This window comes from Pseudonocardia autotrophica (assembly GCF_003945385.1).
In the GTDB taxonomy this organism is placed as follows: Bacteria; Actinomycetota; Actinomycetes; order Mycobacteriales; family Pseudonocardiaceae; genus Pseudonocardia; species Pseudonocardia autotrophica.
Window position 1 is genome coordinate 52,897 of the sequence record NZ_AP018921.1, and the last position, 23,015, is coordinate 75,911.

Below are 23,015 nucleotides of genomic sequence, written 5' to 3' on the forward strand. Positions count from 1 at the left end.
GAGGTCGCCTTCGTCCTCGGTCCGCTGATCATCGGCTTTGCCGCGGAGGTGATCGCCGGCCGTCGCGATGGCGGTCGCGGGTACGACCTCGCTGCTGGGCGCTTGGTGGCTGCACGGCGCGCCTGCGTGCGGAGCGGCCGGGTGGAAACTCCTCGTCACCGGGTACGGCCCTGCCCGCATCAGCTCACTGGACACGTGAATCCGCACGTCTCGCTCGGTCGCGGAACGCATTTCCCGGCCTGTGAGCGATCGGCGGCGGGCCCTCGACACGAGGAGGTGGTGCAGCCGGGCCGGCCGCACCACCTCTGTCGGGAGTGCTGTGATCAGGTAGCGCGTGCTCGGAAGTGGCGCAGCCGCAGGCTGTTGCCGACGACGAAGACCGAGCTGAACGCCATGGCCGCGCCGGCGATCATCGGGTTGAGCAGGCCGACCGCGGCCAGTGGGATGGCGGCGACGTTGTAGGCGAAGGCCCAGAACAGGTTGGTCTTGATCGTGGTCAGGGTCCGGCGGGAGAGCCGGACCGCGTCGGCGGCGGCGCGCAGGTCGCCGCGGACCAGGGTGATGTCGGAGGCCTCGATGGCGACGTCGGTACCGGTTCCCATGGCCAGCCCGAGATCGGCCCGGGCGAGTGCGGCGGCGTCGTTGACGCCGTCGCCGACCATGGCCACGACCTTGCCCTCGCTCTGCAGCCGCTCGATGACCGCCAGCTTGTCGGCCGGCATGACGTCGGCGATCACCGTGTTCGGGCCGGCCGCGATCCCGACCTCGGCGGCCACCGACTCGGCGACGGCCTGGTTGTCGCCGGTCAGTAGCACCGGCGTCAGCCCGAGGCGGCGGAACTCGGCGATCGCCTCGGCGGAGGTGTCCTTGATCGTGTCGGCGACGACGAGCACGGCGCGGGGCTGACCGTCCCAGGCGACGGCGACCGCGGTCCGTCCCTGCGCGGCCTCGGTCGCGGCGGCGTGGGCGAGTGCGCCGGACAGCGGGGTCGACCACTGCTCGAGTAGCCGGGGCCGGCCGACGAGCACGGCGTGGCCGTCGACCACGCCCTGCACGCCGAGGCCCTCGTGGTTGGTGAAGTCCTCGACGCCCGGCAGGTCCCCGGTGCGCTCGGTCGCGCCGTCGGCGATCGCCGCGGCGATGGGGTGCTCGGAGGCCTTCTCCAGAGCCCCGGCCAGCCGCAGCGCGGTGGCCTCGTCGACCCCGTCGGCGGTGTGGACTCCGGCCAGTGCCATCTTGCCGGTGGTCACAGTGCCGGTCTTGTCCAGCACGACGGTGTCCACTCGGCGGGTGGACTCCAGCACCTCCGGGCCCTTGATCAGGATGCCCATCTGGGCGCCGCGCCCGGTGCCCACCAGCAACGCGGTGGGCGTGGCCAGGCCCAGCGCACACGGGCAGGCGATGATCAGGACGGCGACAGCGGCGGTGAACGCGGCCGTCGCGCCGACACCGGCGCCGAGCCAGAAGCCCAGCGTCACCACGGCGACGACGATCACGACGGGCACGAACACCCCGGAGATGCGGTCGGCGAGGCGCTGCACGGCAGCCTTGCCGTTCTGGGCGTCCTCGACCAGCCTTGCCATCTGCGAGAGCTGGGTGTCGGAGCCGACCCGGGTGGCCCGCACGACCAGCCGCCCACCGGCGTTGACGGTGGCCCCGGCGACGAGGTCGCCGACCGCGACCTCGACCGGCACGGACTCCCCGGTCAGCATGGACGCGTCGACCGCGGAGCGTCCTTCGACGACCTCGCCGTCGGTGGCGATCTTCTCGCCGGGGCGGACGACGAAGCGGTCACCGACCGCGAGCTCGGAGGTCGGGATGCGCTTCTCGACGGTGCGCCCGTCCTCGTCGCGCAGGACCGTGACGTCCTTCGCGCCGAGTTCGAGAAGCGCGCGCAGCGCGGCGCCGGCGCGGCGCTTGGAGCGCATCTCGAAGTAGCGCCCGGCCAGGACGAAGGTGATGACGCCGGCCACGACCTCGAGGTAGATGTTCCCGGCGCCGTCGGTCGGGGAGACCGACAGGGTGAAGGGGTGGGTCATGCCAGGGATCCCGGCGGTGCCGAAGAACAGGGCGTAGACCGACCAGGCCATCGCCGCGGTGGTCCCCATGGAGATCAGCGTGTCCATGGTGGCGGCGCCGTGGCGCAGGTTCGTCCAGGCCGCCCGGTGGAACATCGCACCCGCCCAGGCCCAGACCGGGACGGTGAGAACCAGCGACAACCACTGCCAGTTCACGAACTGCAGGGCCGGCGCCATCGCCATGGCGATGACCGGCACCGCGAGCACGGCGGAGACCACCAGCCGGTGCCGCAGGCTGCGCAGCGCCTCGTTCTCCCCGCCACCGGCATCGACATCGGCATCGGCATCGGCGGCCGGATCGGTCGGCAGCGTGGCCGTGTAGCCGGCGGAGGCGACGGCCGCGACCAGCCGGTCGGCGTCGACCCCGGTCGGGGCCGAGACCTTGGCCTTCTCGGTGGCGTAGTTGACGGTGGCGGTGACGCCGTCGAGCTTGTTGAGCTTGCGCTCGACCCGGTTCGCGCAGGAGGCACACGTCATGCCACCGATCGCGAACTCGATCTCCTGGACGTCCTGGCCGGGCTGCGGCAGTGTCGCGGTCACTGGTGTCCCCCCTCACTGTGCGCGGGTGAGTTGATGTCCGCGATGACAGGAGCGCTGTAGCCGCCCGCGTGACCGGCGGCGCCGCTGGGAGCGGGCTGCAGGTGTGCGGTCGGGACATCGACAGCGGATCCGGTCGCAAAGGCTCCTGCGCCGAGCAGGACAGCGACCGCACCGTAGGCAGAAAGTCGCGCGACGGTATTCATGGATCGTTCCCTCTTGTTCGGACCCGATCCGGGTGGACGTCGGTGGCGCCGCTGGGCAGCGCGTGCCTCGGTGACCCGTACCGGGTAGGTGGTCAGGTCGTGATCAGGAGTCGGATACGACCTGGTAGCCGGCCTCGGTGACTGCGGCGCGCACGGAGTCAGGGGAGACCTCGCCCTCGCCGGTGACGGTGACCGCGCCGGTCGGCAGATCCACGGCCACATCGGTCACGCCGACGATCTCACTGATCTCCTCGGTGACCGAGGCGACGCAGTGGCCGCAGGTCATGCCGGTGACGGTGTAGGTGGCGCTACTCATGGCTCGGATACCTCTCTCGTGACGGCCGCGGCGCAGGCCGCGGTTGGCTTCGGCGCCCGGGGCGGTGATGCCACACCCTGCGCCGGGTCTGTGAAGGGCGGGTTAGGACCGGACCAGGCGCGCAATGGCCGCGCTGGCCTCCTCGATCTTCTCCTCGGCGACCGCCCCGCCCTCGGCGGCGGCGTCGGTGACGCAGTGCTTGAGGTGCTCGTCGAGCAGGCCCAGCGCGACGGCCTCGAGTGCCTTGTTGACCGCGGAGACCTGGGTGAGGATGTCGATGCAGTACTTGTCCGACTCGATCATCTTGCTGATCCCGCGGACCTGCCCCTCGATCCGGCGCATCCGCTTGACGTGCGCGTCCTTGTTGTCGGCGTAACCGTGCTGCATCGCCTACCTCCTCGTGTCACTCACACTGTACCCCTAGGGGGTACCCGCATCAAGGTGGTCAAGTGTCCGGCCCAGCTGTGTCGGGTTACGGTCAGCGTGGCCTCGGGCACGGCGCGGGTGACTCTCCACCTCTGACACGCCGCGAGTATCGGCAACGCCAACGGGTAAGACCACGACAGTGTGACTTGCACAGATGCTGTGCCCGGGTAGGGTACGCGCCTGTTGCGGCTGATCAGGGGGTGCGAGGTGGAGTCATTTGTGCCGCTGGCGGTCCTTGCGGGCGCAGTCGTCCTGGTCGTGTCAGTAGTCGTTGGAATGGCTCAACTGGTCTCAGTCGGGCCCGTCCTGAAGGGCCGCCTGCCACATCTGGGGGGCCTGCCGCCGGTGGAGCATGCGGTCTCGCGCTTTCACGTCCGCTGGTACGCGGTGACGATGATTTTCTTGGCCTTCGACATGGAGATGATCTTCATGTACCCGTGGGCCGTCGTCGTCGCGACGATGGGGACGGCGGCGGTCGTCGAGATGTTCCTGTTTCTCGCGATCCTGCTCGCTGGCGTCGTCTACGCGTGGCGCGAGGGGGCCCTGCGATGGACCTGACTGCCGTCCTGCTGAGGTTCGCGGCTGGGGTGCCGCACGTCCTGCTCGTTGCGGTGCCCGGTCGCCCCGGGCTGCGCATGGATACCGAACTTCTGATTAGGCGGCGCGGGTGGCCGGAGGCGACGAGCCCAGCTGAGGCAGATGTGCTGCTCGTCGCCGGGCATCCGGGACCTGAGCTGGGTGAGGTCGTCGAGAGTCTCTGGCGGGGGATCCCCGCACCACGGGTTCGGCTCGACCTCGACGACGACGCTACGACCGCGCACCTCGAGCGGCTGCTCGATCGGCTCCCCGCACGGCTGGCGGATGTCCGACTTGCTCGCGAGGAAGCCATAGCTGCCGCTGCCGTCTCCGACGTGGCGGACGAATCACACGCCGACCCCGCGCAGCACGGCGAGCACGGCGAGCACGGCGAGCACGGCGAGCACGGCGAGCACGGCGAGCACGGCGAGCACGGCGAGCACGGCGAGCACGGCGAGCACGGCGAGCACGGCGAGCACGGCGAGCACGGCGAGCACGGCGAGCACGGCGAGCACGGCGAGCACGGCGAGCACGGCGAGCACGGCGAGCACGGCGAGCACGGCGAGCACGGCGAGCACGGCGAGCACGGCGAGCACGGCGAGCACGGCGAGCACGGCGAGGATACGCACGCAGCTGGTCACGAAGCCCACCTCGACGAGCACGCAGGCCATGCCGGCGACGGTGAGCCGCCCGACCAGGGCGGGGATACCGCTCATGGCCGGCACGAGCACCACGAACACGATCACGCCGAGCACGCGGACAGCGGCTCCGGCCACGAGCCCGCCTCGGGCCACGCCGGCGACCACCAGCATCACCACATGGACATGCCGCTGCCCGGGGGCCTGGCCATGGCCGACGTCGCGGAGGATCGTGACGGTCTGGCACTCGACGTGCTCCATCTGCCGCTCGGTCCGGTGCTCCCGGACTGGCCGGCCGGCCTGGTCGTCGACGTCGAGTTGCAGGGCGACGTGATCTCCTCGGCCGAGGCCCGCGTCCTCGACGCCGCCGAGCTGCGCCCCTCGGGGCCGGTCGCTGCGGCGGTACGTGACCTCGATGTGGTCGCCCGCGTCCTCGCCGTCGCCGGTTGGCCGGGCCCGGCCGCCCGGGCACGCGACCTCCGTGACCGTGCCCGGGCCGGTGAACCGGCCGACGGCCTCTCTGGGCTGCTGCGCCTGGTCCGGCGGTCTCGCGTACTGCGGCTGATGCTGCGCAGGGTGGAATCCGGTGACGGCGTGGACGTGGCCGAGCTGCTCGAGCGTCGGCTCGCCCGGATCGAGGCGCACGCCGCGGGACGGACGATCGGGGAGCCGGAGCGTCCGGTCCTCGCCGAGCTCAGCGGGCGTCTCGCGGGAGCGGAGTTCACCGCCGCCCGGCTGCTGGTCGCGGCACTCGATCCCGACGTCGACGGCGCAGCGACCCCCGCCGGCCTCCGCGACCGGGAGCCGGGCGAACGATGAGTGCCACGACCCTGCTGCTCCCGGCCCTGATGATCGCCGCCGTCTGGTTCCTCGCCGCACTCGACGGCGCCCTGGCGGGCCGGGCCGCCGGGCGACCCGTCGGGCCCGCCGCGGCCGCCGTCGAACCGGTCCGCGCCACGGCGCGGCTGCTGGTCGGCCAGCGCCGCAGCACGCTCGCCGCCGACGGGTTGCTGCGGTGGGCGGGGATCGCCTCGTTGAGCGTCGCCGCGGTGCTGGCGGCTGCGGTCGTCCCGCTCGGTGAGCGTCCGCTGGTCGACCTGTCGGTCGGTGTCGTCTGGTTCAACGCGATGGAGGTCGTCGCGTGGGCGGCGGTGTGGCTGGTCGGGTGGGGTCCCAACGGGGCGTTGTCGCTGGTCGGCGGGTACCGGTTCGTCGCCCAGGGGTTGTCCTACGAGCTCCCGCACATGTTCGCGATCATCACCGCGGCCCTGGCCGCGGGCAGCCTGCGGATCACCGACATCGTCGACGCCCAAGCCGGCCTGTGGTTCGTCGTCCTGATGCCGGCGGCGTTCGTCGCCTATCTGCTCAGTGCTGCGGCGATGGCGTTCTGGGGGCCGTTCGATGCCCCGGTCGCCCGCGACACCGCGGGGGGCGCGGGCTCGGAGCTCTCGGGTGTGGACCGGTTGCTGTTCGCCGGGGGGCGCCGGCTGCTGCTCGTGGCCGCGGCGTCGATGGCGGTCCCGCTGTTCCTCGGCGGCGGTCACGGGCCGTGGCTACCTGCGTGGGCGTGGGTGCTACTCAAGACCGCCGCGGTGCTGGTCGTACTGGTCTGGCTGCGCCACCAGCTCCCGACGATTCGGATGGACCGCTGGGCGGAGATCTCCTGGGTCGTGCTGGTGCCGCTGACGATCGTGCAGGCGCTGGTGGTCGCACTCGTCGTGCTGGCCCGGGGAGGGATGTAGATGGTTCTCGCCGTGTTCTGCGTGCTGAGCCTGCTGGCGCTCTCCTCCGGCGTGCTGGTGTTCGTCGTCGACTCGATGGCGCGCGCGACGTTCTGCCTGCTGGTGTCGTTCCTCGCGGTCGCCGCGATGGTGTTGATGACCGGGCTGGCCTACCTCGGCGTCGTCATCATCCTGATGATGATCATCGAGATGGTGATCATGGCGGTGTTCATGGTCATGTTCATGATGAACCCGGCCGGGTTGATGCCGATGTCGATGTTCCACAACACCCGCGGCGCGGCCGTCATCTCGGGCCTGGTGTTCACCGGGCTGGCCGCGGGGATCCTCGTCGTGGACTGGCCGCAGCGCCGAGGTGCGCCTGCGCCGGATCCGACCGTCGCGCTGGGCGAGGCCCTGATGGGCGGCCACATGCTGACGATGATGACCCTCGGCGTGACGCTGTTCGCCACCATCGTGGCCACCGTGGTCCTGTCCACCGGGCGTGGCCGCTACGACCGGCTCGGCGACGACCTCGACGCCGAGCGGGCCGACGACCCGACCGGTGGAGGTGTCGGCCGGTGATCCTCGAGGCGTTCCTGCTCGTGGCCGCCGCACTGTTCTGTATCGGGCTGTTCGGCGCGCTCACCCAGCAGTCGGTCGTGATGCTGATGATGGGCCTGGAGCTGATGATCAACGGGATCATCCTGGCCGCGGCCGCGTTCTGGTATTTCCTCGCCCCGGCCGCCTCTGATGGTCAGGTGATCGTGGTGGCGGTGGTGACCGCGATGGCGATCGAGATGGCGATGGGGTTCGCCGTGGTCACCGCCATCTACCGTGCCCAGCGGATCGACATGACCGACTCGGCCACCGAGCTGGAGGGCTGAGCGGTGCTGCTCGCGGTGCTCATCGGCCTCCCGGCCGTCGCCGGCGCGGTGCTGCTGCTGGGCCGCCCGGCCCGCGGCGCGACCGCGGCCGGTGTCGCCACGGCGGCCGCCACCCTGGCGCTCGCCGTGGCCGCCGCGGCGACGCGGCCCGCGTCCGAGGTGTCGTTGCTGGTCGGTATTCGGGCCGGGTTCGCTGTCGACGGGCTCTCGGCGGTACTGGTCGTCCTGGTCGCCGCGGTGCTGCTGGCCGCGCTGGTCGTCGCTGCTGCCGAGCCGGGCCTGCGGACCGGCCGGTTCCACGGCCTGATGCTGGTCTTCGCGGCCGCGATGCTGGTTACCGTCACCGCCACGACGCTGCCAGCGCTGCTGATGGCCTGGGAGGTGATGGGCGCGACGAGCTGGGCGCTGATTGGCTACCGGCTCGACGACCGGGTGGCCGCCCGCGCCGGCACGGTCGCGTTCCTGACCACACGGGCCGCCGACCTGGGCCTCTACGTCGCGGCCGGGGCGATGCTCGCCGGCGGCGCGGGCGCAATGGCGCTGACGGATCTGGCCGGGCTCGACGGCGTCTGGGGCGACGTCGCGGTCGCCGGTGTCGTCGTCGCCGCGCTGGGGAAATCCGCGCAGCTGCCGTTCAGTTTCTGGCTGTCCGGGGCGATGCACGGACCCAGCCCGACCTCCGCGCTGCTGCACTCCGCGACGATGGTCGCCGCCGGTGGCTACCTGCTGCTGCGGATCGCCCCATCCCTGGAAGCGGCCGGCTGGGCGGCCCCGCTCGTGGCGTGGATCGGGGTGGCGACCGCGCTGCTGCTCGGCCTGGTCGCCGCGGTCCAGGACGATCTCAAGCAGCTGCTCGCCGCGTCCACCTGCTCGCAGATCGGGTTCATCGTGCTGGCCGCCGGGACCGCCGCGACGCAGGCCGGGGCGCTGCAGACCGTGGCGCACGCCGCGGCGAAGAGCCTGCTGTTCCTGGTCGCCGGCCTGTGGCTGGCCACACTCGGCAGCCGTAGCCTGACCGGCGGGCTGCGCGGGGCCGCGCGGCGGCACCCGGTGGTCGGGGCCGCATTCACGGTCGGTGCGCTCGCGCTGGCCGGGCTGCCGCCGTTCGGGCTCTGGGTCGGCAAGGACGCCGTGCTGGCCGCCGCCCTGGGCTCCTCACCCGCGCTGTACCTGGTCGGACTGGTCGCCGGGTGGACCGCGGCGTTCTACAGCGGACGCGCGCTGTGGTTCGCCTGGCAACCCGCCGACCTCCCGGCCACCGGTGCTGCTCCGGTCCGGATACCGCTCCCGGCGGTGACCACGACGGTCGTGCTCGCCCTCGCCGCCGCGGGGGCCGGAATCCTGGCACTGGGCCCGGTGCGGCCGGACCCGGCTCCGCAGGTCTGGGAGCTCGTGCTGTCCGGCGTCCTGGCCGGTGCCGGCGTGCTGCTGGTGTGGCGGTTCGGCGAGCGCGTCCCGACGCCAGGCCTGCTGGACCGGTGGCTCGGCCTCGAGGCGTTCGCGCTCCGCTACGTCGTCGGCCCGGTCGTGACCTTGGGAGCAGCTCTGGCCGTGGTCGACGACCGCGTGCTCGCCCGTGTCCCGGCGGGCGCGGCGAGTGCCACCTCGCGGCTGGCCGCGGTCGTGGCCGGGCACGGTGAGCGCGGCGTCGACCGGGCCGTAGCCGGGCTCGCCGACGGCGCCCGCGCGCTCGGCCGGGCCGCCCGTCGTCCGCAGACCGGGCAGATCCACCAGTACTACGCGCAGGCCTCGGTCGGGTTCGCCCTGCTCGCGGCGCTGGCCGTCCTCGTGATCGTCGTGAGGTGACCCCGGAATGCTCTCGCTGATCGTCTTCCTGCCCGCGCTGGTCGCGGTCGCGCTGTGCGCGGTTCCGGCGCGGGCGGGCACGACGGTGTTCGCCAGTGCGTGGCTCGGGACCGGGCTGGTACAGCTCGGGCTGATCGCCGGGGTCTGGTCGGGCCTGCCCGCGTCGGGGTACGGCTTCGTCGAGCGCTACGCGTGGATCCCCAGCGCCGGGGTCTCGTATCACCTCGGCGTGGACGGGCTGTCGCTGCCGCTGCTCGCGCTGACCGCGATCGTGTTCACCGCGACCGCGGTCTACACGCTGCGCGGCACCGACCGGCCGAAGGGCTTCGTGCTCCTGTTCCTGGCGTTGCAGGCGGTCAGCGCGGGCCTGTTTGTCGCGCTCGACCTGATCCTGTTCTTCCTGTTCTTCGACCTGTCGATTGTGTTCATGTACTTCGTGATCGCCGGGTGGGGGACCGGCGCCCCGGCGCGGCGGGCGGCGCTGACGTTCTTCCTCTACACCTTCCTGGGCTCGCTCGCGCTGCTGCTCGGGTTCATCCTGCTCGCCCTGGCCGGGGCCCCGCCCACGTTCGACATCCCCGCGCTGGTCGAGCAGAACCCGCTCGCCGGCGGGGGCGGGTACGGGGCGCTGACCCTGCTGGCGATCGGGATCGGGCTGGCGGTCAAGACCCCGCTGTTCCCGTTCCACACCTGGCTGCCGCCTGCGCACACCGAGGCGCCCGCGGCCGGGTCGGCGATCCTGGCCGCGATCCTGCTCAAGATGGGCACCTACGGCTTCGTGCGCATCGCGATGCCGCTGCTGCCCGCGAGCTGGCGCCAGTTCGCCCTGGTCGCGGTGATCCTCGGTGTGATCTCGGTGCTCTGGGGCGCCCTGGTCGCACTCGCCCAGACCGACCTCAAGCGGATGATCGCCTACACCTCGATCAACCACATGGGCTACGTCCTGCTCGGCCTCGGCGCCGCCGGCCTGATCACCGCCGACGACGAGCAGGCCCGCCAGCTCGCCACCGCGGGAGCGACCTACCAGATGGTCAGCCACGGCCTGATCACCGCGGCGCTGTTCCTGCTGGCCGGGTCGCTGCACGAGCGCGGCCACACCTACGACATGACCGCCTACGGCGGGCTCGCGACCCGCACACCGCGCTTCGCCGGGCTGTTCGCCGTCGCCGCGTTCGCCTCACTCGGCCTGCCTGGATTCTCCGGGTTCATCGCCGAGTTCCAGATCTTCGCCGGAGCACTCGGCGCCGTCCCGGTCGCGACCGTCGTCGCGGTGACCGGCGTCCTGCTCACCGCCGCGTTGTTCCTGCTCGCCATGGGCCGGATGCTCTCCGGCGAGGTCCGTGTCCCGGACACCCCCGGCACACCGCGCCCGTTCCCCGACCTCGACGTCCGGGAGCTGCTGGCCATCGGCGCGCTACTGGTCCTGGCGACCGTGCTCGGGCTGCTGCCGCGGGTCCTGCTCGACGTGATCGAACCCGCCGCCCGCACCCTGGGCGAGCTGGTGACGCGGTGATCGCATGGACATGACGATCAATAGTGACCCGTCCGCCCTGATCCCGGAGATTGCGCTGCTGCTCGGCGCGGTCACCGGGCTGCTGCTCGGCGCCTGGACCCCACGCCGACGCCAGTGGACGATCCGGGTACTGGCCGCACTGGCCTGCACCGTCGGCCTGGCCGCGACCGCCGTCGCCGCGACCCGACCGGTGGACGTGGTGTTCGGGACCTACGTCCTCGACACCGCGACCCACGCCACCCGGGCGATCGTGCTCGTCGCGACGCTGCTGCTGCTCGCCCTGTGCGGCGACACCGTCGCCGGGCACCGCCGCGAGACCGAGTTCGTCGTCCTCGTCCAGCTCGGGGCGCTGGGCTCGATGCTGCTCGGCGGGGCAGCCGACCTGATCCTGCTGTTCGCGGCGTTCCTGCTCGCCAGCGTCCCGCTGTATGCCCTGGCCGGCTGGGCCAAGCAGGGCACCGCACCCGAAGCGGCGCTCAAGTACTACCTCGCCGGCGCGCTCGCCGGAGTCACCACCGTGGCCGGGGTGACCCTGCTGTTCGGCACGGCGGGAGCAACCGGCTACGACGCGGTTGCCGACGGGATCGCCTCCGGACCGGGCGGCGCCGCGGCGGTCGGACTGATCGCTGTGCTCGTGGGGCTGGCGTTCAAGGCCGGAGCGGTTCCCGCCCACTTCTGGGTGCCCGACGTCGCCGACGGCACACCGCCGGCGGTCGCCGCGGTGATCACCACGCTGCCGAAGATCGGCGCCCTGGTCGCCACCTACCGGCTGCTCGACACCGCGGTCCCGGCCGACGTCGTCGACTGGCCGTTGATCGTCGCGATCCTGGCTGCGGTGAGCATGACACTCGGCAACCTCGCCGCGTTCGCCCAGACCTCGGTGCTGCGGCTGCTCGGCTACTCGACCATCTCGCAGGTCGGCTACCTGCTCATGGCCCTCGCCGTCGCCGGGCGGGCCCCGCTGGCGCAGCCGGCGCTGCTGTTCTACCTCGCCGCTTACGCCATCACCAACATCGCCGCGTTCGCCGTCGTCGCCGCCACCGGACAGCGCACCCTCGCCGGCCACCGGGGACTGTTCCACCGGGATCCGCCACTCGCGATCGCGCTGGTGGTCGCCTTGCTGGGGTTGGTCGGGACTCCGCCGACCGCGGTGTTCCTCGGCAAGCTCGTCGTGTTCACCGCGACCGTGGACGGGGGCCTGGTCTGGCTGGTCGCGCTCGCCGTGGTCAACACCGTCGCGTCGCTGTTCTACTATCTGCGCTGGATCGCGCCCGCCTTCGGCGAACCGGGCCCCGACCACGAGCGGCCGGTGACCCGGGCTCGTGGCTGGGCGCGTGGAACCGCGCTCGGTGCCGCCGCGCTGTCGCTGCTGCTCGGCCTCGGTGGTGGGGTGGTGTTGAACACCGTTGGGTGAGCCCCCGAAGTCGACATGCTTCACCGTCGGTACCGTGGCCGGGGTGAGTAATCAACGGGTTGAGCTGCGGTTGCTGCTCATCGTGCCCGTGTTGCTCGCGCTGCTGGGCATGCACGCGTTCGTGGCCGCCCCGCCGGGCGAGACCGGGCACGCCGCGACCACGGCCGCCGTCCCGTCGGATGGTGCTGCCGGGATCCCTGCGATCTCCGACCTGACGTTACCCGGCAACGACCCGGCTGACGTGCCCGGCGACCATGGCGCCCGGTCGGATCCGGAGCACGCCTTGCACTTGTGCCTGGCCATCCTGACCTCCCTCGGTGTGTTCCTTCTCGCTGCCGGGCTCCGCCTCGGTGGCCCCTTGCTCGGTTCGCTGGTCGTGCCCGTCCGGAGCTCACTTCGACGGCGGTCTGTTGCCAGACCGCCACCTCTGTCTCGTCGTCTTGCCCAGCTGTGCGTGATGCGGAGCTGATCGACCCCCAGCGCGGAAGAGCGCTGGATTCCACCAGCTCACGACCGGTCACATGCAACGGAGTCCACCATGACGATCAAGAAGATGGCGCTCGCCACGACGGCGGTCACTGCGGCCCTCGCCCTGTCCGCGTGCGGCGGTGGGGAGGCCACCGGCTCGGCCGGCCAGGCACCGCCCGCGCCGACCTCGTCTGCGGCGGGCCAGCAGGTTTCGGCCGATCACAATGATGCCGACATCGCTTTCGCCCAGGGCATGATCCCTCATCACCGGCAGGCGGTCGACATGGCCAATCTGGCGGCCGACCGTGCCGAGAGCGACCAGGTCAAGCAGCTCGCTACCGCGATCCAGCAGGCGCAGGGTCCCGAGATCCAGCAGCTGCAGGGCTTCCTCGCCGCATGGGGCGCGCCCGAGTCCGGTGACATGCCGGGCATGGGCCAGGAGCACAACATGCCCGGGATGGAGCAGAACGGCATGTCCGGGATGTCGGGCATGATGAGTGATCAGCAGATGCAGCAGCTCGAGCAGGCATCCGGTGTCGAGTTCGACCGGATGTGGCTGCAGATGATGATCGCCCACCACGAGGGTGCCGTGCAGATGGCGCAGACGGAACTGCGCGACGGCCGCAACCCGGAGGCGAAGGCGCTCGCCCAGAAGATCATCGATGCCCAGCAGACCGAGATCACTCAGATGCAGGAGATGCTCGGCTAAAGGCATGACTCGGCGGTGGCGCGTCCGTCATTAGCGACGGCCGCCCACCGCCCGGAACAATGCGCACGTGTTGGGGTCGGCGTGGCTCGGTGCGTCGCCGTACGTTCTGTGGTTGCCCACTGGGGCCACTCAGCGGCGCGGGTCCTCGTCACCGCGCCGTAGCCGGAACGGCGCAGCCGGAACGCCACCTCAGGTTGTTCGCGTCGACTCCCAGCATGGTCTCTCAGCGCTGTCACAGGGCCCAGAGGGAGAGTGGTGGGCATGGCAGCGGTCGCGCAGTCCCGAACGAGGACCGCGTGCGTCGGCGGCGTACCGCAGTCACGAGGCGCCATGACCTGCGGTGTGATCGCCACGGTCGGGGCGGCACTGGTGGTTGATGTGCTCGCCGGCGAACACCCGATCCACACCCTTGCCCTCGTTGTACTGGTCGGGGCCGTCACCGGGCTGCGCCGGTGGATCGCGCCGCGATTCCGCGGTCTGTTGAGCCTTCTCAACGCGACCATCGTCGCCCAGCCCGCCCTGCATCTCACGGGCAAGTGGCTGGGGCGCTCGGCTGAAGGATCTGGGCTTGAGTGGCCGGCACCGGCTGGTGTCTGGCACGGCCTCGTTCCGGATGGGGTGACCGGCACCCAGCTCGCCGCCACTGTGCTGATCGTCGCGATGGTCCTGATCTGCGGCGCTGCCGCGGACCTCGTGGTCGGCTACTTGCGAGCGCGATTTCCCCGCCTGACCCAGCGCAGCCGATCGGTGCGACGCCCCGGCGTGCGCCTGCCCCGGGTGCGCCGACACGGATCGATGCTGCGTTGGTGCGGTTGGAGGTTGCAGTCAGCTCGTCGGGGCCCCCCGGGCGCTGGGGCTCCCGGCTGCTGAGTGCTCTCGCGACGCTCGGTCGCCACCCGGGGGCTCAGCGGCCGGACGGGCTCTGCACCGACTGCGCCTACGACACCGCCTCTGAGCAGCGACCACGTGGGAACCGGGTAGCGCCGCTCAGGACCTCGGCTCCCGGCAGGCATCATCCTTCGCCAGAGTCGAACGGGTCGCGGCCCACTCCCCGCAGAGGCACACCTCGACGCCATCGCTGACTGCCTCGCCCCTGCCCACCGCGCACACGTCGGTGTCGTCCGACCGACTCGCAATGGCTAGGCCGGACAGCCACGACCCCACCCGAGACCACGGGCCACGTCGCAACGGTCGCCGGTATCGGCAGCCACGAGGCCGTCGCCGGATCACCGTCTTCCCTCTCAACCTTCGCCCGCTGCTGGCCCCATCCTCCTCAGATCCGGCGGCCGCTCGCGGGTATCGACAACCAGGAGCAGCACTCATGCACGACGACTCTGGCCGCTTCCGCTGGATACGAGACACCGTGCTCTCGGCCCTGCGGAGCGATTCACTGCTGAACGGACAAGGTCGCCGGCAGGTTCTCAGCCGGGCAGGTCGCACATCGACGCCCCAGACGACGTCACTGCTGGTGACCTGGACCGGTGCTCCCGGCTTCAGTCCCGACATGCTTCTCGACCGGTTCCTCCTCAGCCTCCACGACACCGGCATGCCAACCGGCTCCCTCGGGTCCCGACATGTCCTCGACCACGCCACCGCCGTCCTCCGCGGCGCGCTCACCGCGGACAACGGCATCACCTTCTCCGTGGTTCGCACGGGCCGCTGGCTGGAGCAGTCCGCCGTCGTCGAGCACGGCCTCGAGCTCGTCGCGTTCGACGCTCGAGTGCCGCGCACGGAACTCGACGGCCGGCTGCCAGCCGAGAGAGGCGTCCCTGCCACGCCAGGCTCGACTGCCGGTACTGGACCCGAGCCGGCCCATCTCCGCTCGGCTGACCAGTCCGCACCGGTCAGGGACGAGGTCACGCCACGCGAGCCCGTTGCGCCGTCGGTGTCGAACAGCACAACTGGACGACCTGGGTCTGAGCATCGCGCGGCGCGGCTGCTGCGCCGGCGTACCGGCTCTACCAACGCACACCATCCGCGAGGTACATCGTGACCGAAACACCGCGCCTCCCGGCCCTGTGCGGAGACGCGCTCGGCCGATGGCGACGGGCTACGGCACGCACCCAGCAGCAACGATCGCGACTCCAGGTTCGCAGGCGCGCAGACGGCCGCATCGTGCGGCCCGTCCGATTCCGCGGCGACACGTACTACCAGGTTCTGCGCGGAGCCGATAAGTCTGGAGCCAACGGGTCTCGGCAGTACCCGTGATCGGACCACCGCACCGAGGAGGCAACGCAGGACAGCAACGCCCCTTAATCGTGCGAGCGCGGCACGACGGGGCTCGCATGCTCATAGGTGTCGCTGAATGCTCGCCGGGGACTCGTCGCGGCGGCACGTGTCGGCCGCCGTCGGCGCTGCACTCGCCCCCGGAAGTCGACCTGCTGCTTCGGACTGCGGGTCACACGCGCATCAGCGCGGGCGGGGGGTGGTCAGCTCGCCGGCGGAGCTGATCCCCCGGTGCGGACATTCGGTGAGCGCCACATCGACATACCGGCTGCCGCAGACTGGGCACGCAGACTACGGGCAGGCGCGGCAAGCACATGGTGATGCACGGTTGAGCTTGCCCGCTTTGCCGGAGTCTGGGGTTATCTGTGACCGTCGCGCGGGCCGCGATGATGACTACCCCGGTCACGAGCTTCACGTTCTGGGTTTCGACTTTCGTCGTGCTCCTGTCCGCAGGCGCGACAGGCGTGACAGGCGTGACGGGGTGCAGATGTGTGGGCTCGTCCCACTGGTCGGCAAGGCTGCACGCAAGTCGATGGCGCGAACGATCCGACAGCGGAATCGGGGTCGCAGGACCAATTTGGGCTTTCGGGGCCCGGCTACGGTGGTCGACCCCCGTCGTGCCAGGTTGGATCAACTACGACGGGCGCTTCTACAAGTCCGAGTTGATGAATTTCCTCGGACAGCAGATCAATCTATTCCTCGTGAAATAGATGGTGCCAAGAGTACAAACGGCTGCCGCGCCAAGTGGAAGCGCGTCGGAGGCTCGCCCAGGCTGCCTGCAGCCGACAGGCCGATCGCAAACACCTTCGAGTACGCCCACGCGAGCCATCTGTTTGCCATAGCTATTTAAGTTGAGAAGCTCCGGCGCGACACACTAGGTGAAGTCGATTCCCTGCCCGGCAAGCCATGGGGTCGGATTAATGTTGTCGCCACCCGGCTCGATGACCTCGAAATGTAGATGCGGACCGGTGGATTGACCGCGGTTGCCGACCTCGGCGATGACCTCGCCCGCCGATACTCGCTGCCCGACCTCAACCAACGTGCGGTCGATGTGTCCGTAGAGGGTGATGGTGCCGTCGGTGTGCCGCACCCGCACCCAGAGCCCGAATCCGCTCGCCGGCCCAGAGCTGATCACAGTCCCATCGAGCGGGACTCGGATCGGGGTGCCGATCGGTGCCGCGATGTCGAGGCCCTTATGCTGTGCATCCCAGCGCGGGCCGAAGCCGGAGCTGACACGTCCCACCATCATTTGCACGCTGCTGCCTGTGGCGGTGGCCGACCCCGTCGTCGTGTCAGCGTCCCCGCCCGTCCGGGCCGCCTCAAGTGCAGAACTCTCGGCGGCTCGTGCCTCCTGCGCGGCCCGGGCAGCCTGCTCGACGGCGCTGGTTGCCTGCACGGCGGCACGGGCGGCCTGCTCGGCAGGGGGCTGGTCGAGTCCGGCCGCCGCGACCAGATCGGCGGCGCTGACGACCTGCGGCTCGCGCAGCATCGGCGCCCTAGCTGGCACAGCCCCTGCGTCAATAAGGGCGGGATCCGGGACGGCCGCCTCCGGTGCGACCGCACCTCCGGTAGTGAACAGCTCGCCAACGCCGAGCAGGAGGACGTCGTCACCGTCGAGCACGGACGGCAGTGCCTCGGTCAGCACCATCTGAGCTGTGGCTGCGAGTGCGCTGCCGGCTACCGCGGCGGCCATGATTCGAACGGACAGAGCCGACACGCGCGGGGAGGAGTCGACCTGGGGGAGTGCGGCAAGCCGGTATGCGCCACCGGTTCCCGCAGCGGCCGACATGACCGATGGCGAGAACCCGAGGTGTGCGCGCCGGCTCACGGGGGAGCGGTGCCGTGCCACAACCTGTCCTTCCGATATTTCGAGCCCGGTGGACCACCCCCGTCGGACGGGGCGGGTCGCCGGAACGGGCCGTATCCGGCCCGTAACCGGGTCGTTATTGATCTCCCAGGACGCTAGTCTGGCTTCGCCTGCCTGCCCTCCCCATCACCAATGCCTGAGACCACCGGGCTCGAACGAGCGCCGAACGGTCAGCATCGGAGGCGACGCCCGATTACCGCTCATCGCGGGACCACGGCGCAAGTCCTTCCGTTGGCCGCCAACGTCACATTCCGCGAGAAGGGATCGAGATGGGGGCGAGCCACGGCGCAAGCACCCGGATCTGCCGCACCCGAGGACCGGGTGCCCAGCCTCGCCTAGAGCCACTATTCGCGTGATTCGCTGGTCCCTGGCAAGCTCATTTGAGGTTGACGCCTGAACTATTGGTCAAGCGCTCTGGCGGCGTCGCCTCCTTGTCGGGCTGGGGTTGATTGAGTCAGACGGCGCCGGGCTGGTCGCCGCGGGGTGCCACGAACGGATCGCTCGGGGCGGGCGGCGGCGTAGGCGTCGCTGAGGACGATGCCGCGGTGTACGGCGTGTCGGCCGGGCATGGGTGCGGCCGCCGCTTGATCCTCGGGTTCCCTCCACAGAGCTCAAAGGCGAAGCGATGGGCAGCGGTGATGAGCGTGTCGACTCGCGGCCGCTGGGTTGCGAGGTCGCACGAGTGCATCTTCACGTGCTGCACCGGAAGGGCAGCCCAAACCGGGCATATAGGGCGAAGGCCCGACGCGACGGGGTGCCGCTGGACGCGGTGACGGTGCAGGCGTTCGACACCTACGGTTTCGAGCGGATGCGGATCGGCGGCGACCGCGGACAGCGATCTCGTGTGCGTCAACCTGTTCCGCGGCCCGGTCGGCGCGCCCATGCGCCCGGCGGTCGGGGAGCTGCTGGCCGCGGCCTCGCGGCGGGCCGGGCTGGATCGGTTGGTTCGCCCGCGCCAGCTGCGGTACGCCTATGGCAGCGACCTCGTCGATGCCGGCAACGGCATCGATGTGGTCGCCGACCTGCTCGGGCACGCCTCGATCAGCTCGTCGCAGGCGCACGTGCATCCGCCCGTCCCGGCTGGGCGCCGCAGTGGACGCGGTGCCCAGCCCCCGCGAGCAGACGGCTCGAGCGCCCCGGTGAGCGCCTCGGCGACCGACGCACGCCGCCGACGGATCGTCGCCCCTGTCCGCAGGCGAGCGCGCCTCGCATGTGTCCGGCGACGTCGGGGTCCTCGACGGGCAGGCCGCTTGGCTGGCCACGCTGGTCGGCCCCGCGGTGAGTGCGGCTGGGATCCCGTCGGGCAGCTTCTGGCCCCACCCGCAGCTCGGGTGGACGCCGCTGGGCGGCTCAGCCCGGGCAGCGGCGAGCGCGGCGCGGTGCGTGGTGGCCGGCTGTTCGTGCTGCCTGCCCCGCGCAGCACCGACGTGGTCGGGATCTTCCGACTGACGACTCGATCATCTGCCTCGTCGGCGCGATGCTCGCTGAACAACACGACGTCTGGAGGGAGCGGGCACAGATCACATTGGCGACGGAATCTACACCTGTAGGATGAATCGACAATCGTTTTCGATAAATGTATGTCGATGTGTTGATGGGAGTTCATTCGTGTCCCGACACCGATTCCGTCCGGCCGCGCTCGTGGCCGGGGTAGCCGCGCTGCCCCTTGTGCTGTCTGCCTGTGGGGCCGGCCAGGGCGAGGCGCCCGCCGGCCCGGAGGCCGCTCAGGTTCGGATCGTCGTATCCACCGATGCCTGGGGCTCCGTAGCGCGAGCCGTCGGCGGCGACCACGTCCAGGTCGACTCGATCATCGAGGGGATGAACGCGGTTCCGCACGGCTACGAGGCGACCCCGCAGGACGCGACTACCGTCGGCGACGCCCAGCTGATTCTCATGAACGGTGGTGGGTACGACGGGTTCATGACCGGCCTGGTCGATGCCTCCGGCAGCCGGGCCCCGGTCGTCGACGCCGTCGAGGCCTCCGGGCTCGAGGGCGTGCCCGAAGCGGGCGACCGCGGCCACGAAGGCGAAAGCCCCGCAGAGCATGCGGCGCACGCCGGTGAGGAGGGCGCAGATCACGGCTCGTTCAACGAGCACGTCTGGTACGACCCGGCCACCGTGCAGAAGGTCGCGCAGCAGCTCGCTGACCGGCTCGCCGAGATCGACCCGCCCGCCGCCCAGACCTTCCGCGGCAACGCCCAGACCATCGGCAACGACATCGCGAATCTGACCAGTAAGGCCGCCGAGATCGGCCGGGCGCACCCGCGAGCCCGAGTGGCCGTCACCGAACCGGTGCCGAACTACCTGCTCGATGCAGCGGGAGTGCAGGATGTGACGCCGCCGGAGTTCTCGGCTGCGGTCGAGGAGGGCACCGATCCGCCGGCCGCTGTCGTCGCCCAGATGCTGGATCTGTTCCGCACCCAGCCCTCGGTCGACGCGCTGATCCTCAACACTCAGACGCAGTCCGCCACCACCGATCAGGTCCGCGCCGCCGCCGAGCAGGCAGGCGTCCCGGTGATCGAGATGTCGGAAACGCTGCCTGACGGCGCCGGCGACTATGTGCAGTGGATGAACGGCAACCTCGACGCGCTCGCCGAGGCACTCAACCGTTGACCGAGACCGGGGTGCGCCGCGACCGTAGATGTGGCAGGGCAGCCGATTCGCGCAGGGCGGGCCCTTCGAACGCAGCCACGCGGGAATGGAGGGGCAATCCGGCTCGGGCCAGAGCCAGCCGACCGGGTGTGGCGAAACGCGGGGGTTGCCGGAGACCGACTCCAAAAAGGGGCCGGACCCAGGTAGACCGGAACGTGCGCGCTGATGCTCAACCAGTTGCGGCAGTCGAGGTCAGCCGCGGCGTCCTCCGCGTAGCCTGGAACGGCTCGCGTACCTCAGGGCACGTCGACGCTGCAGGTGGGACTGAACGAGAGGCGGTGCTCGTGTTCGCAGCAGTGGCCGGGAAGGCCGCGAGCCTGGTGGCCAGCGGCTTGGCCGGGGCCGTGGCGTACGACGGCGTGAAGCGGGTGGTCCGCTCCGGTGCAGTTCGCGAGGCCGCGGTGACCGCGACGACGTGGGGCCTGCGCGGGGCTCGCGCCGCGGAGACCGGCGCCGAGAAGGCCCGTCTGACGACTGCGGACATCGTGAGCGAGGCCCGCGGCCGGATCGGCGAGCAGACCCCCGCACCGGGCGCCGGTGATGGGCACGGTCACGGCCACGAGCACTGAGGTCGAGCATCCTGAGTAGCGACATCGCGGGCCCGGATCTCACTGTCGTCAGCGACGCGGCCGGGCGTGTCCGTTTCGCCGTTCCCGCGCTCCGCGATCAGGTCGCGCTGGCCGTCGCCGTCGAGGACGTCGTCGACCACGTCGCCGGTGTCCGGCAGGTGCATGCCTACCCGCGCACCGGCAGCGTCGTCGTCTGGTACCGCGACGGATGCGACGGGATCGAGTTGCGCGAGGCGATCAGCAAGGGCCTCGGCGCCGATCCGGAGGCGACCGTGGCCCGCACCCCGCGTTCGGCCGATACCCAACACGGGGAGTTCGCCCGTCTCGTGGTGGGCGGGATCGCGCTGGCCGCGCTCGGGTTCCGCCGCTACGGCCTGCGCCGTCCGCCGGTGCTCGGGCCGACCAGCCGTACCGTCGCCGCCGGTGTCACGATCTTCACCGGGTACCCGTTCCTGCGTGGCGCGCTGCGCTCGCTGACCGGTGGACGCGGCGCCGGTACCGACGCGCTGGTCTCCGCCGCGACGGTGGCCAGCCTGGTGCTGCGGGAGAACGTCGTCGCACTCACCGTGTTGTGGTTGCTCAACATCGGCGAGTACCTGCAGGACCTGACGCTGCGCCGCTCCCGCCGGGCGATCTCCGATCTGCTGACCGGCGCCACGACTCGGACCTGGATTCGCCTGGCGGACGGCAGCGAGGTCGAGGTCGGCATCGACGACCTGGTGCTCGGCGACGAGGTCGTGGTGCACGAACGGATCGTGCTACCGGTCGACGGCGAGGTCGTCGGGGGCGAGGGCGTCGTCGACCAGGCGGCGATCACCGGTGAGCAGCTGCCGGTCTCGGTCGCGCCCGGCACGACCCTGCACGCCGGCTCGGTGCTGCTGCGCGGGCGGATCGTCGTCCGGGCGACCGCGGTCGGCCAGGACACCGCCATCGGTCGCATCCTCGAGCGGGTCGAGCAGGCCCAGGGCGACCGCGCGCCGATCCAGACCGTCGGGGAGAACTTCTCCCGCCGGTTCGTGCCGGCGTCGTTCCTCCTCGCCGGTCTCACCCTGCTGGCCACCCGGGACGTCCGCCGCGCGATGACGATGCTGCTCGTCGCCTGCCCGTGCGCTGTCGGCCTGTCGACACCGACCGCGATCAGCGCCGCGATCGGCAACGGCGCCCGCCGCGGCATTCTGATCAAGGGTGGCGCGCATCTGGAGGCCGCCGGACGGGTCGACGCGATCGTGTTCGACAAGACCGGCACACTGACCCAGGGGCGCCCGGTCGTCACGAACGTCATCGCGTTCCACGACGACTGGACACCCGAGCAGGTGCTGGCCTACTCGGCGTCGTCCGAGATCCACTCCCGACATCCGCTGGCGCAGGCGGTCATCCGCTCCACCGAGGAGCGGCGAATCGAGATCCCGCCGCACGAGCAGTGCGAGGTGCTGCTCGGCCAAGGCATGCGGGTGCAGGCCGATGGCCGCGTACTGCTCATCGGCTCCCGGGAGCTACTGCGCGCGCAAGGTGTGAAGGTCAGCCGCAGGGCCGCCGACTGGGTCCGCAAGCTGCAGCGAGCCAGCGAGACCCCGCTGCTGCTCGCGGTCGACGGCGAGCTCGTCGGTCTGGTGTCGCTGCGCGACACGATCCGCCCCGAGGTCGGCGACGTGCTGGTCAAGCTCCGTGCCGACGGTGTCCGGCGGATCGTCATGCTGACCGGCGACCACCCACGCACCGCACAGGCAGTGGCCGGACAGCTGGGCATCGACGAGTACCGCGCGCAGGTGATGCCCGAGGACAAGCAGGACGTCGTGCGGGCGCTGCAGGCCGAGGGCCACACGGTCGCCATGGTCGGCGACGGCACCAACGACGCCCCGGCACTCGCACTGGCCGACATCGGGATCGCCATGGGCGCCGCCGGGACCGACGTGGCGGTCGAGACCGCCGATGTCGCGCTGGCCGCCGACGACCTGAACGCCCTGCTCGACCTGCGTGACCTCGGCCGACGCTCGATCACCCTGATCCGGCAGAACTACGGCATGTCCATCGCCGTGAACGCCGCCGGGCTACTGGTCTCCGCCGTCGGAGCGATGTCGCCCGTGGTCGCGGCGATCCTGCACAACGCGTCCAGTGTCGCCGTGGTCGGGAACAGCTCACGACTGATCCGCTACCGGATCCCCACGAACATGTCGACATCACTCACCGAAGGACCCCTGCCCGGATCAGTGAGGGCCACCGTCAGGACGCCAGCGGATCGGGTGTGAGATGGACCCGCGCGAGCCTCTCGACCAGCTCCGGCAAGGCACCATCCGGCGCGCTACCTCGCCGCAGAGCCCGGTAGCTCTGCAGGACCGCGTCCGACACCGTCGCCCGCGTCACGCTGCAGCCGAACTCCGCGCACAGCCGTGTCGTGGCTTCATCACAGCA

The 23,015-nt window shown here is 71.0% G+C and carries 21 protein-coding genes; 15 read left to right on the forward strand and 6 right to left on the reverse strand.

The window, feature by feature from the left end; genetic code table 11:
* Positions 1–323: 323 nt before the first annotated feature.
* The 3 genes from Pdca_RS34015 to Pdca_RS34030 form a co-directional block, all read right to left on the reverse strand.
* Positions 324–2,555 carry a heavy metal translocating P-type ATPase gene (locus Pdca_RS34015; RefSeq protein ID WP_085916796.1) on the reverse strand — a complete coding sequence of 744 codons (2,232 nt, stop codon included), beginning with the start codon at positions 2,553–2,555 and terminating at the stop codon, positions 324–326.
* Positions 2,556–2,924: 369 nt separating this feature from the next.
* Positions 2,925–3,137 carry a heavy-metal-associated domain-containing protein gene (locus Pdca_RS34025; RefSeq protein WP_085916792.1) on the reverse strand — a complete coding sequence of 71 codons (213 nt, stop codon included), beginning with the start codon at positions 3,135–3,137 and terminating at the stop codon, positions 2,925–2,927.
* Positions 3,138–3,239: 102 nt separating this feature from the next.
* A complete protein-coding gene (locus Pdca_RS34030) occupies positions 3,240–3,524 on the reverse strand; it encodes a metal-sensitive transcriptional regulator (RefSeq protein ID WP_085916793.1) in 285 nt (94 codons plus the stop codon).
* Between the two features lie 315 nt (positions 3,525–3,839).
* Here Pdca_RS34030 and Pdca_RS34035 point away from each other — a divergent pair, with 315 nt between their 5' ends.
* A complete protein-coding gene (locus Pdca_RS34035; RefSeq protein WP_085916797.1) occupies positions 3,840–4,121 on the forward strand; it encodes an NADH-quinone oxidoreductase subunit A in 282 nt (93 codons plus the stop codon).
* A 365-nt stretch (positions 4,122–4,486) separates the two neighbouring features.
* Here the strand turns inward: Pdca_RS34035 and Pdca_RS37340 are convergent, their stop codons facing one another.
* A complete protein-coding gene (locus Pdca_RS37340; RefSeq protein ID WP_232021795.1) occupies positions 4,487–4,915 on the reverse strand; it encodes a hypothetical protein in 429 nt (142 codons plus the stop codon).
* A gap of 42 nt (positions 4,916–4,957) precedes the next feature.
* Here Pdca_RS37340 and Pdca_RS37345 point away from each other — a divergent pair, with 42 nt between their 5' ends.
* The 11 genes from Pdca_RS37345 to Pdca_RS34090 all read left to right on the forward strand — a co-directional run bounded on the left by Pdca_RS37345 (position 4,958) and on the right by Pdca_RS34090 (position 15,285).
* Positions 4,958–5,596 carry a hypothetical protein gene (locus Pdca_RS37345; RefSeq protein ID WP_174824418.1) on the forward strand — a complete coding sequence of 213 codons (639 nt, stop codon included), beginning with the start codon at positions 4,958–4,960 and terminating at the stop codon, positions 5,594–5,596.
* On the forward strand, positions 5,593–6,519 hold the full coding sequence (locus Pdca_RS34045; protein WP_085916728.1) for a complex I subunit 1 family protein: 927 nt from the start codon (positions 5,593–5,595) through the stop codon (positions 6,517–6,519). The genes Pdca_RS37345 and Pdca_RS34045 overlap by 4 nt, the downstream gene beginning before the upstream one ends.
* On the forward strand, positions 6,520–7,080 hold the full coding sequence (locus tag Pdca_RS34050) for an NADH-quinone oxidoreductase subunit J (RefSeq protein WP_085916727.1): 561 nt from the start codon (positions 6,520–6,522) through the stop codon (positions 7,078–7,080).
* The gene (nuoK, locus tag Pdca_RS34055; protein ID WP_085916726.1) at positions 7,077–7,382 is read left to right on the forward strand and encodes an NADH-quinone oxidoreductase subunit NuoK; all 306 of its coding nucleotides are present in this window, start codon (positions 7,077–7,079) and stop codon (positions 7,380–7,382) included. The genes Pdca_RS34050 and nuoK overlap by 4 nt, the downstream gene beginning before the upstream one ends.
* Positions 7,383–7,385: 3 nt before the next feature.
* Positions 7,386–9,188: a proton-conducting transporter transmembrane domain-containing protein gene (locus Pdca_RS34060; protein ID WP_085916725.1), complete on the forward strand. Its 1,803-nt coding sequence runs from the start codon at positions 7,386–7,388 to the stop codon at positions 9,186–9,188.
* 7 nt (positions 9,189–9,195) lie between these two features.
* The gene (locus tag Pdca_RS34065) at positions 9,196–10,701 is read left to right on the forward strand and encodes a complex I subunit 4 family protein (RefSeq protein ID WP_085916724.1); all 1,506 of its coding nucleotides are present in this window, start codon (positions 9,196–9,198) and stop codon (positions 10,699–10,701) included.
* 4 nt (positions 10,702–10,705) lie between these two features.
* Positions 10,706–12,115, forward strand: a complete 1,410-nt coding sequence (locus Pdca_RS34070) for an NADH-quinone oxidoreductase subunit N (protein WP_085916723.1) — start codon at positions 10,706–10,708, stop codon at positions 12,113–12,115.
* A gap of 34 nt (positions 12,116–12,149) precedes the next feature.
* Positions 12,150–12,584, forward strand: coding sequence for a DUF6153 family protein (locus tag Pdca_RS34075; protein ID WP_085916722.1), 435 nt, complete (start codon positions 12,150–12,152; stop codon positions 12,582–12,584).
* Positions 12,585–12,653: 69 nt separating this feature from the next.
* Positions 12,654–13,292, forward strand: a complete 639-nt coding sequence (locus Pdca_RS34080) for a DUF305 domain-containing protein (protein ID WP_085916721.1) — start codon at positions 12,654–12,656, stop codon at positions 13,290–13,292.
* A gap of 342 nt (positions 13,293–13,634) precedes the next feature.
* Positions 13,635–14,162, forward strand: coding sequence for a hypothetical protein (locus tag Pdca_RS34085; protein ID WP_125911711.1), 528 nt, complete (start codon positions 13,635–13,637; stop codon positions 14,160–14,162).
* 451 nt (positions 14,163–14,613) lie between these two features.
* The gene (locus Pdca_RS34090; protein ID WP_125911712.1) at positions 14,614–15,285 is read left to right on the forward strand and encodes a hypothetical protein; all 672 of its coding nucleotides are present in this window, start codon (positions 14,614–14,616) and stop codon (positions 15,283–15,285) included.
* A 1,107-nt stretch (positions 15,286–16,392) separates the two neighbouring features.
* Here the strand turns inward: Pdca_RS34090 and Pdca_RS34095 are convergent.
* On the reverse strand, positions 16,393–17,166 hold the full coding sequence (locus tag Pdca_RS34095; RefSeq protein ID WP_085916729.1) for a M23 family metallopeptidase: 774 nt from the start codon (positions 17,164–17,166) through the stop codon (positions 16,393–16,395).
* 1,860 nt (positions 17,167–19,026) lie between these two features.
* Between Pdca_RS34095 and Pdca_RS34105 the strand changes: the two genes are divergently transcribed.
* Both Pdca_RS34105 and Pdca_RS34110 read left to right on the forward strand, forming a co-directional pair.
* Complete coding sequence (locus tag Pdca_RS34105; RefSeq protein WP_166666060.1) at positions 19,027–19,998, forward strand: metal ABC transporter solute-binding protein, Zn/Mn family; 972 nt, start codon at positions 19,027–19,029, stop codon at positions 19,996–19,998.
* A gap of 317 nt (positions 19,999–20,315) precedes the next feature.
* A complete protein-coding gene (locus tag Pdca_RS34110) occupies positions 20,316–20,606 on the forward strand; it encodes a DUF1490 family protein (RefSeq protein WP_166666061.1) in 291 nt (96 codons plus the stop codon).
* On the opposite strand, the gene Pdca_RS38135 is transcribed toward Pdca_RS34110, so the two are convergent.
* Complete coding sequence (locus Pdca_RS38135) at positions 20,588–20,770, reverse strand: hypothetical protein (RefSeq protein ID WP_243734802.1); 183 nt, start codon at positions 20,768–20,770, stop codon at positions 20,588–20,590. The genes Pdca_RS34110 and Pdca_RS38135 overlap by 19 nt on opposite strands.
* Here Pdca_RS38135 and Pdca_RS34115 point away from each other — a divergent pair.
* Positions 20,765–22,852 (forward strand): heavy metal translocating P-type ATPase, encoded by a 2,088-nt coding sequence (locus Pdca_RS34115; RefSeq protein WP_279561777.1) that lies wholly within the window; start codon positions 20,765–20,767, stop codon positions 22,850–22,852. The two genes, Pdca_RS38135 and Pdca_RS34115, sit on opposite strands and share 6 nt — an antisense overlap.
* Positions 22,853–23,015 lie beyond the last annotated feature (163 nt).

What these genes read in the sequence shown, in the direction of transcription:
- Pdca_RS34070 (WP_085916723.1), top strand. Translation starts at nt 10,706, where the DNA reads ATGGACATGACGATCAATAGTGACCCGTCCGCCCTGATCCCGGAGATT.
- Pdca_RS34035 (WP_085916797.1), top strand. Translation starts at nt 3,840, where the DNA reads ATGGCTCAACTGGTCTCAGTCGGGCCCGTCCTGAAGGGCCGCCTGCCA.
- Pdca_RS34015 (WP_085916796.1), bottom strand. Translation starts at nt 2,555, where the DNA reads ATGACGTGTGCCTCCTGCGCGAACCGGGTCGAGCGCAAGCTCAACAAG.
- Pdca_RS34080 (WP_085916721.1), top strand. Translation starts at nt 12,654, where the DNA reads ATGACGATCAAGAAGATGGCGCTCGCCACGACGGCGGTCACTGCGGCC.
- Pdca_RS34045 (WP_085916728.1), top strand. Translation starts at nt 5,593, where the DNA reads ATGAGTGCCACGACCCTGCTGCTCCCGGCCCTGATGATCGCCGCCGTC.
- Pdca_RS38135 (WP_243734802.1), bottom strand. Translation starts at nt 20,770, where the DNA reads ATGCACCTGCCGGACACCGGCGACGTGGTCGACGACGTCCTCGACGGC.
- Pdca_RS34030 (WP_085916793.1), bottom strand. Translation starts at nt 3,524, where the DNA reads ATGCAGCACGGTTACGCCGACAACAAGGACGCGCACGTCAAGCGGATG.
- Pdca_RS34065 (WP_085916724.1), top strand. Translation starts at nt 9,196, where the DNA reads ATGCTCTCGCTGATCGTCTTCCTGCCCGCGCTGGTCGCGGTCGCGCTG.
- Pdca_RS34090 (WP_125911712.1), top strand. Translation starts at nt 14,614, where the DNA reads ATGCACGACGACTCTGGCCGCTTCCGCTGGATACGAGACACCGTGCTC.
- Pdca_RS37345 (WP_174824418.1), top strand. Translation starts at nt 4,958, where the DNA reads ATGGACATGCCGCTGCCCGGGGGCCTGGCCATGGCCGACGTCGCGGAG.
- Pdca_RS34095 (WP_085916729.1), bottom strand. Translation starts at nt 17,166, where the DNA reads ATGGTGCTGACCGAGGCACTGCCGTCCGTGCTCGACGGTGACGACGTC.
- Pdca_RS34025 (WP_085916792.1), bottom strand. Translation starts at nt 3,137, where the DNA reads ATGAGTAGCGCCACCTACACCGTCACCGGCATGACCTGCGGCCACTGC.
- Pdca_RS34050 (WP_085916727.1), top strand. Translation starts at nt 6,520, where the DNA reads ATGGTTCTCGCCGTGTTCTGCGTGCTGAGCCTGCTGGCGCTCTCCTCC.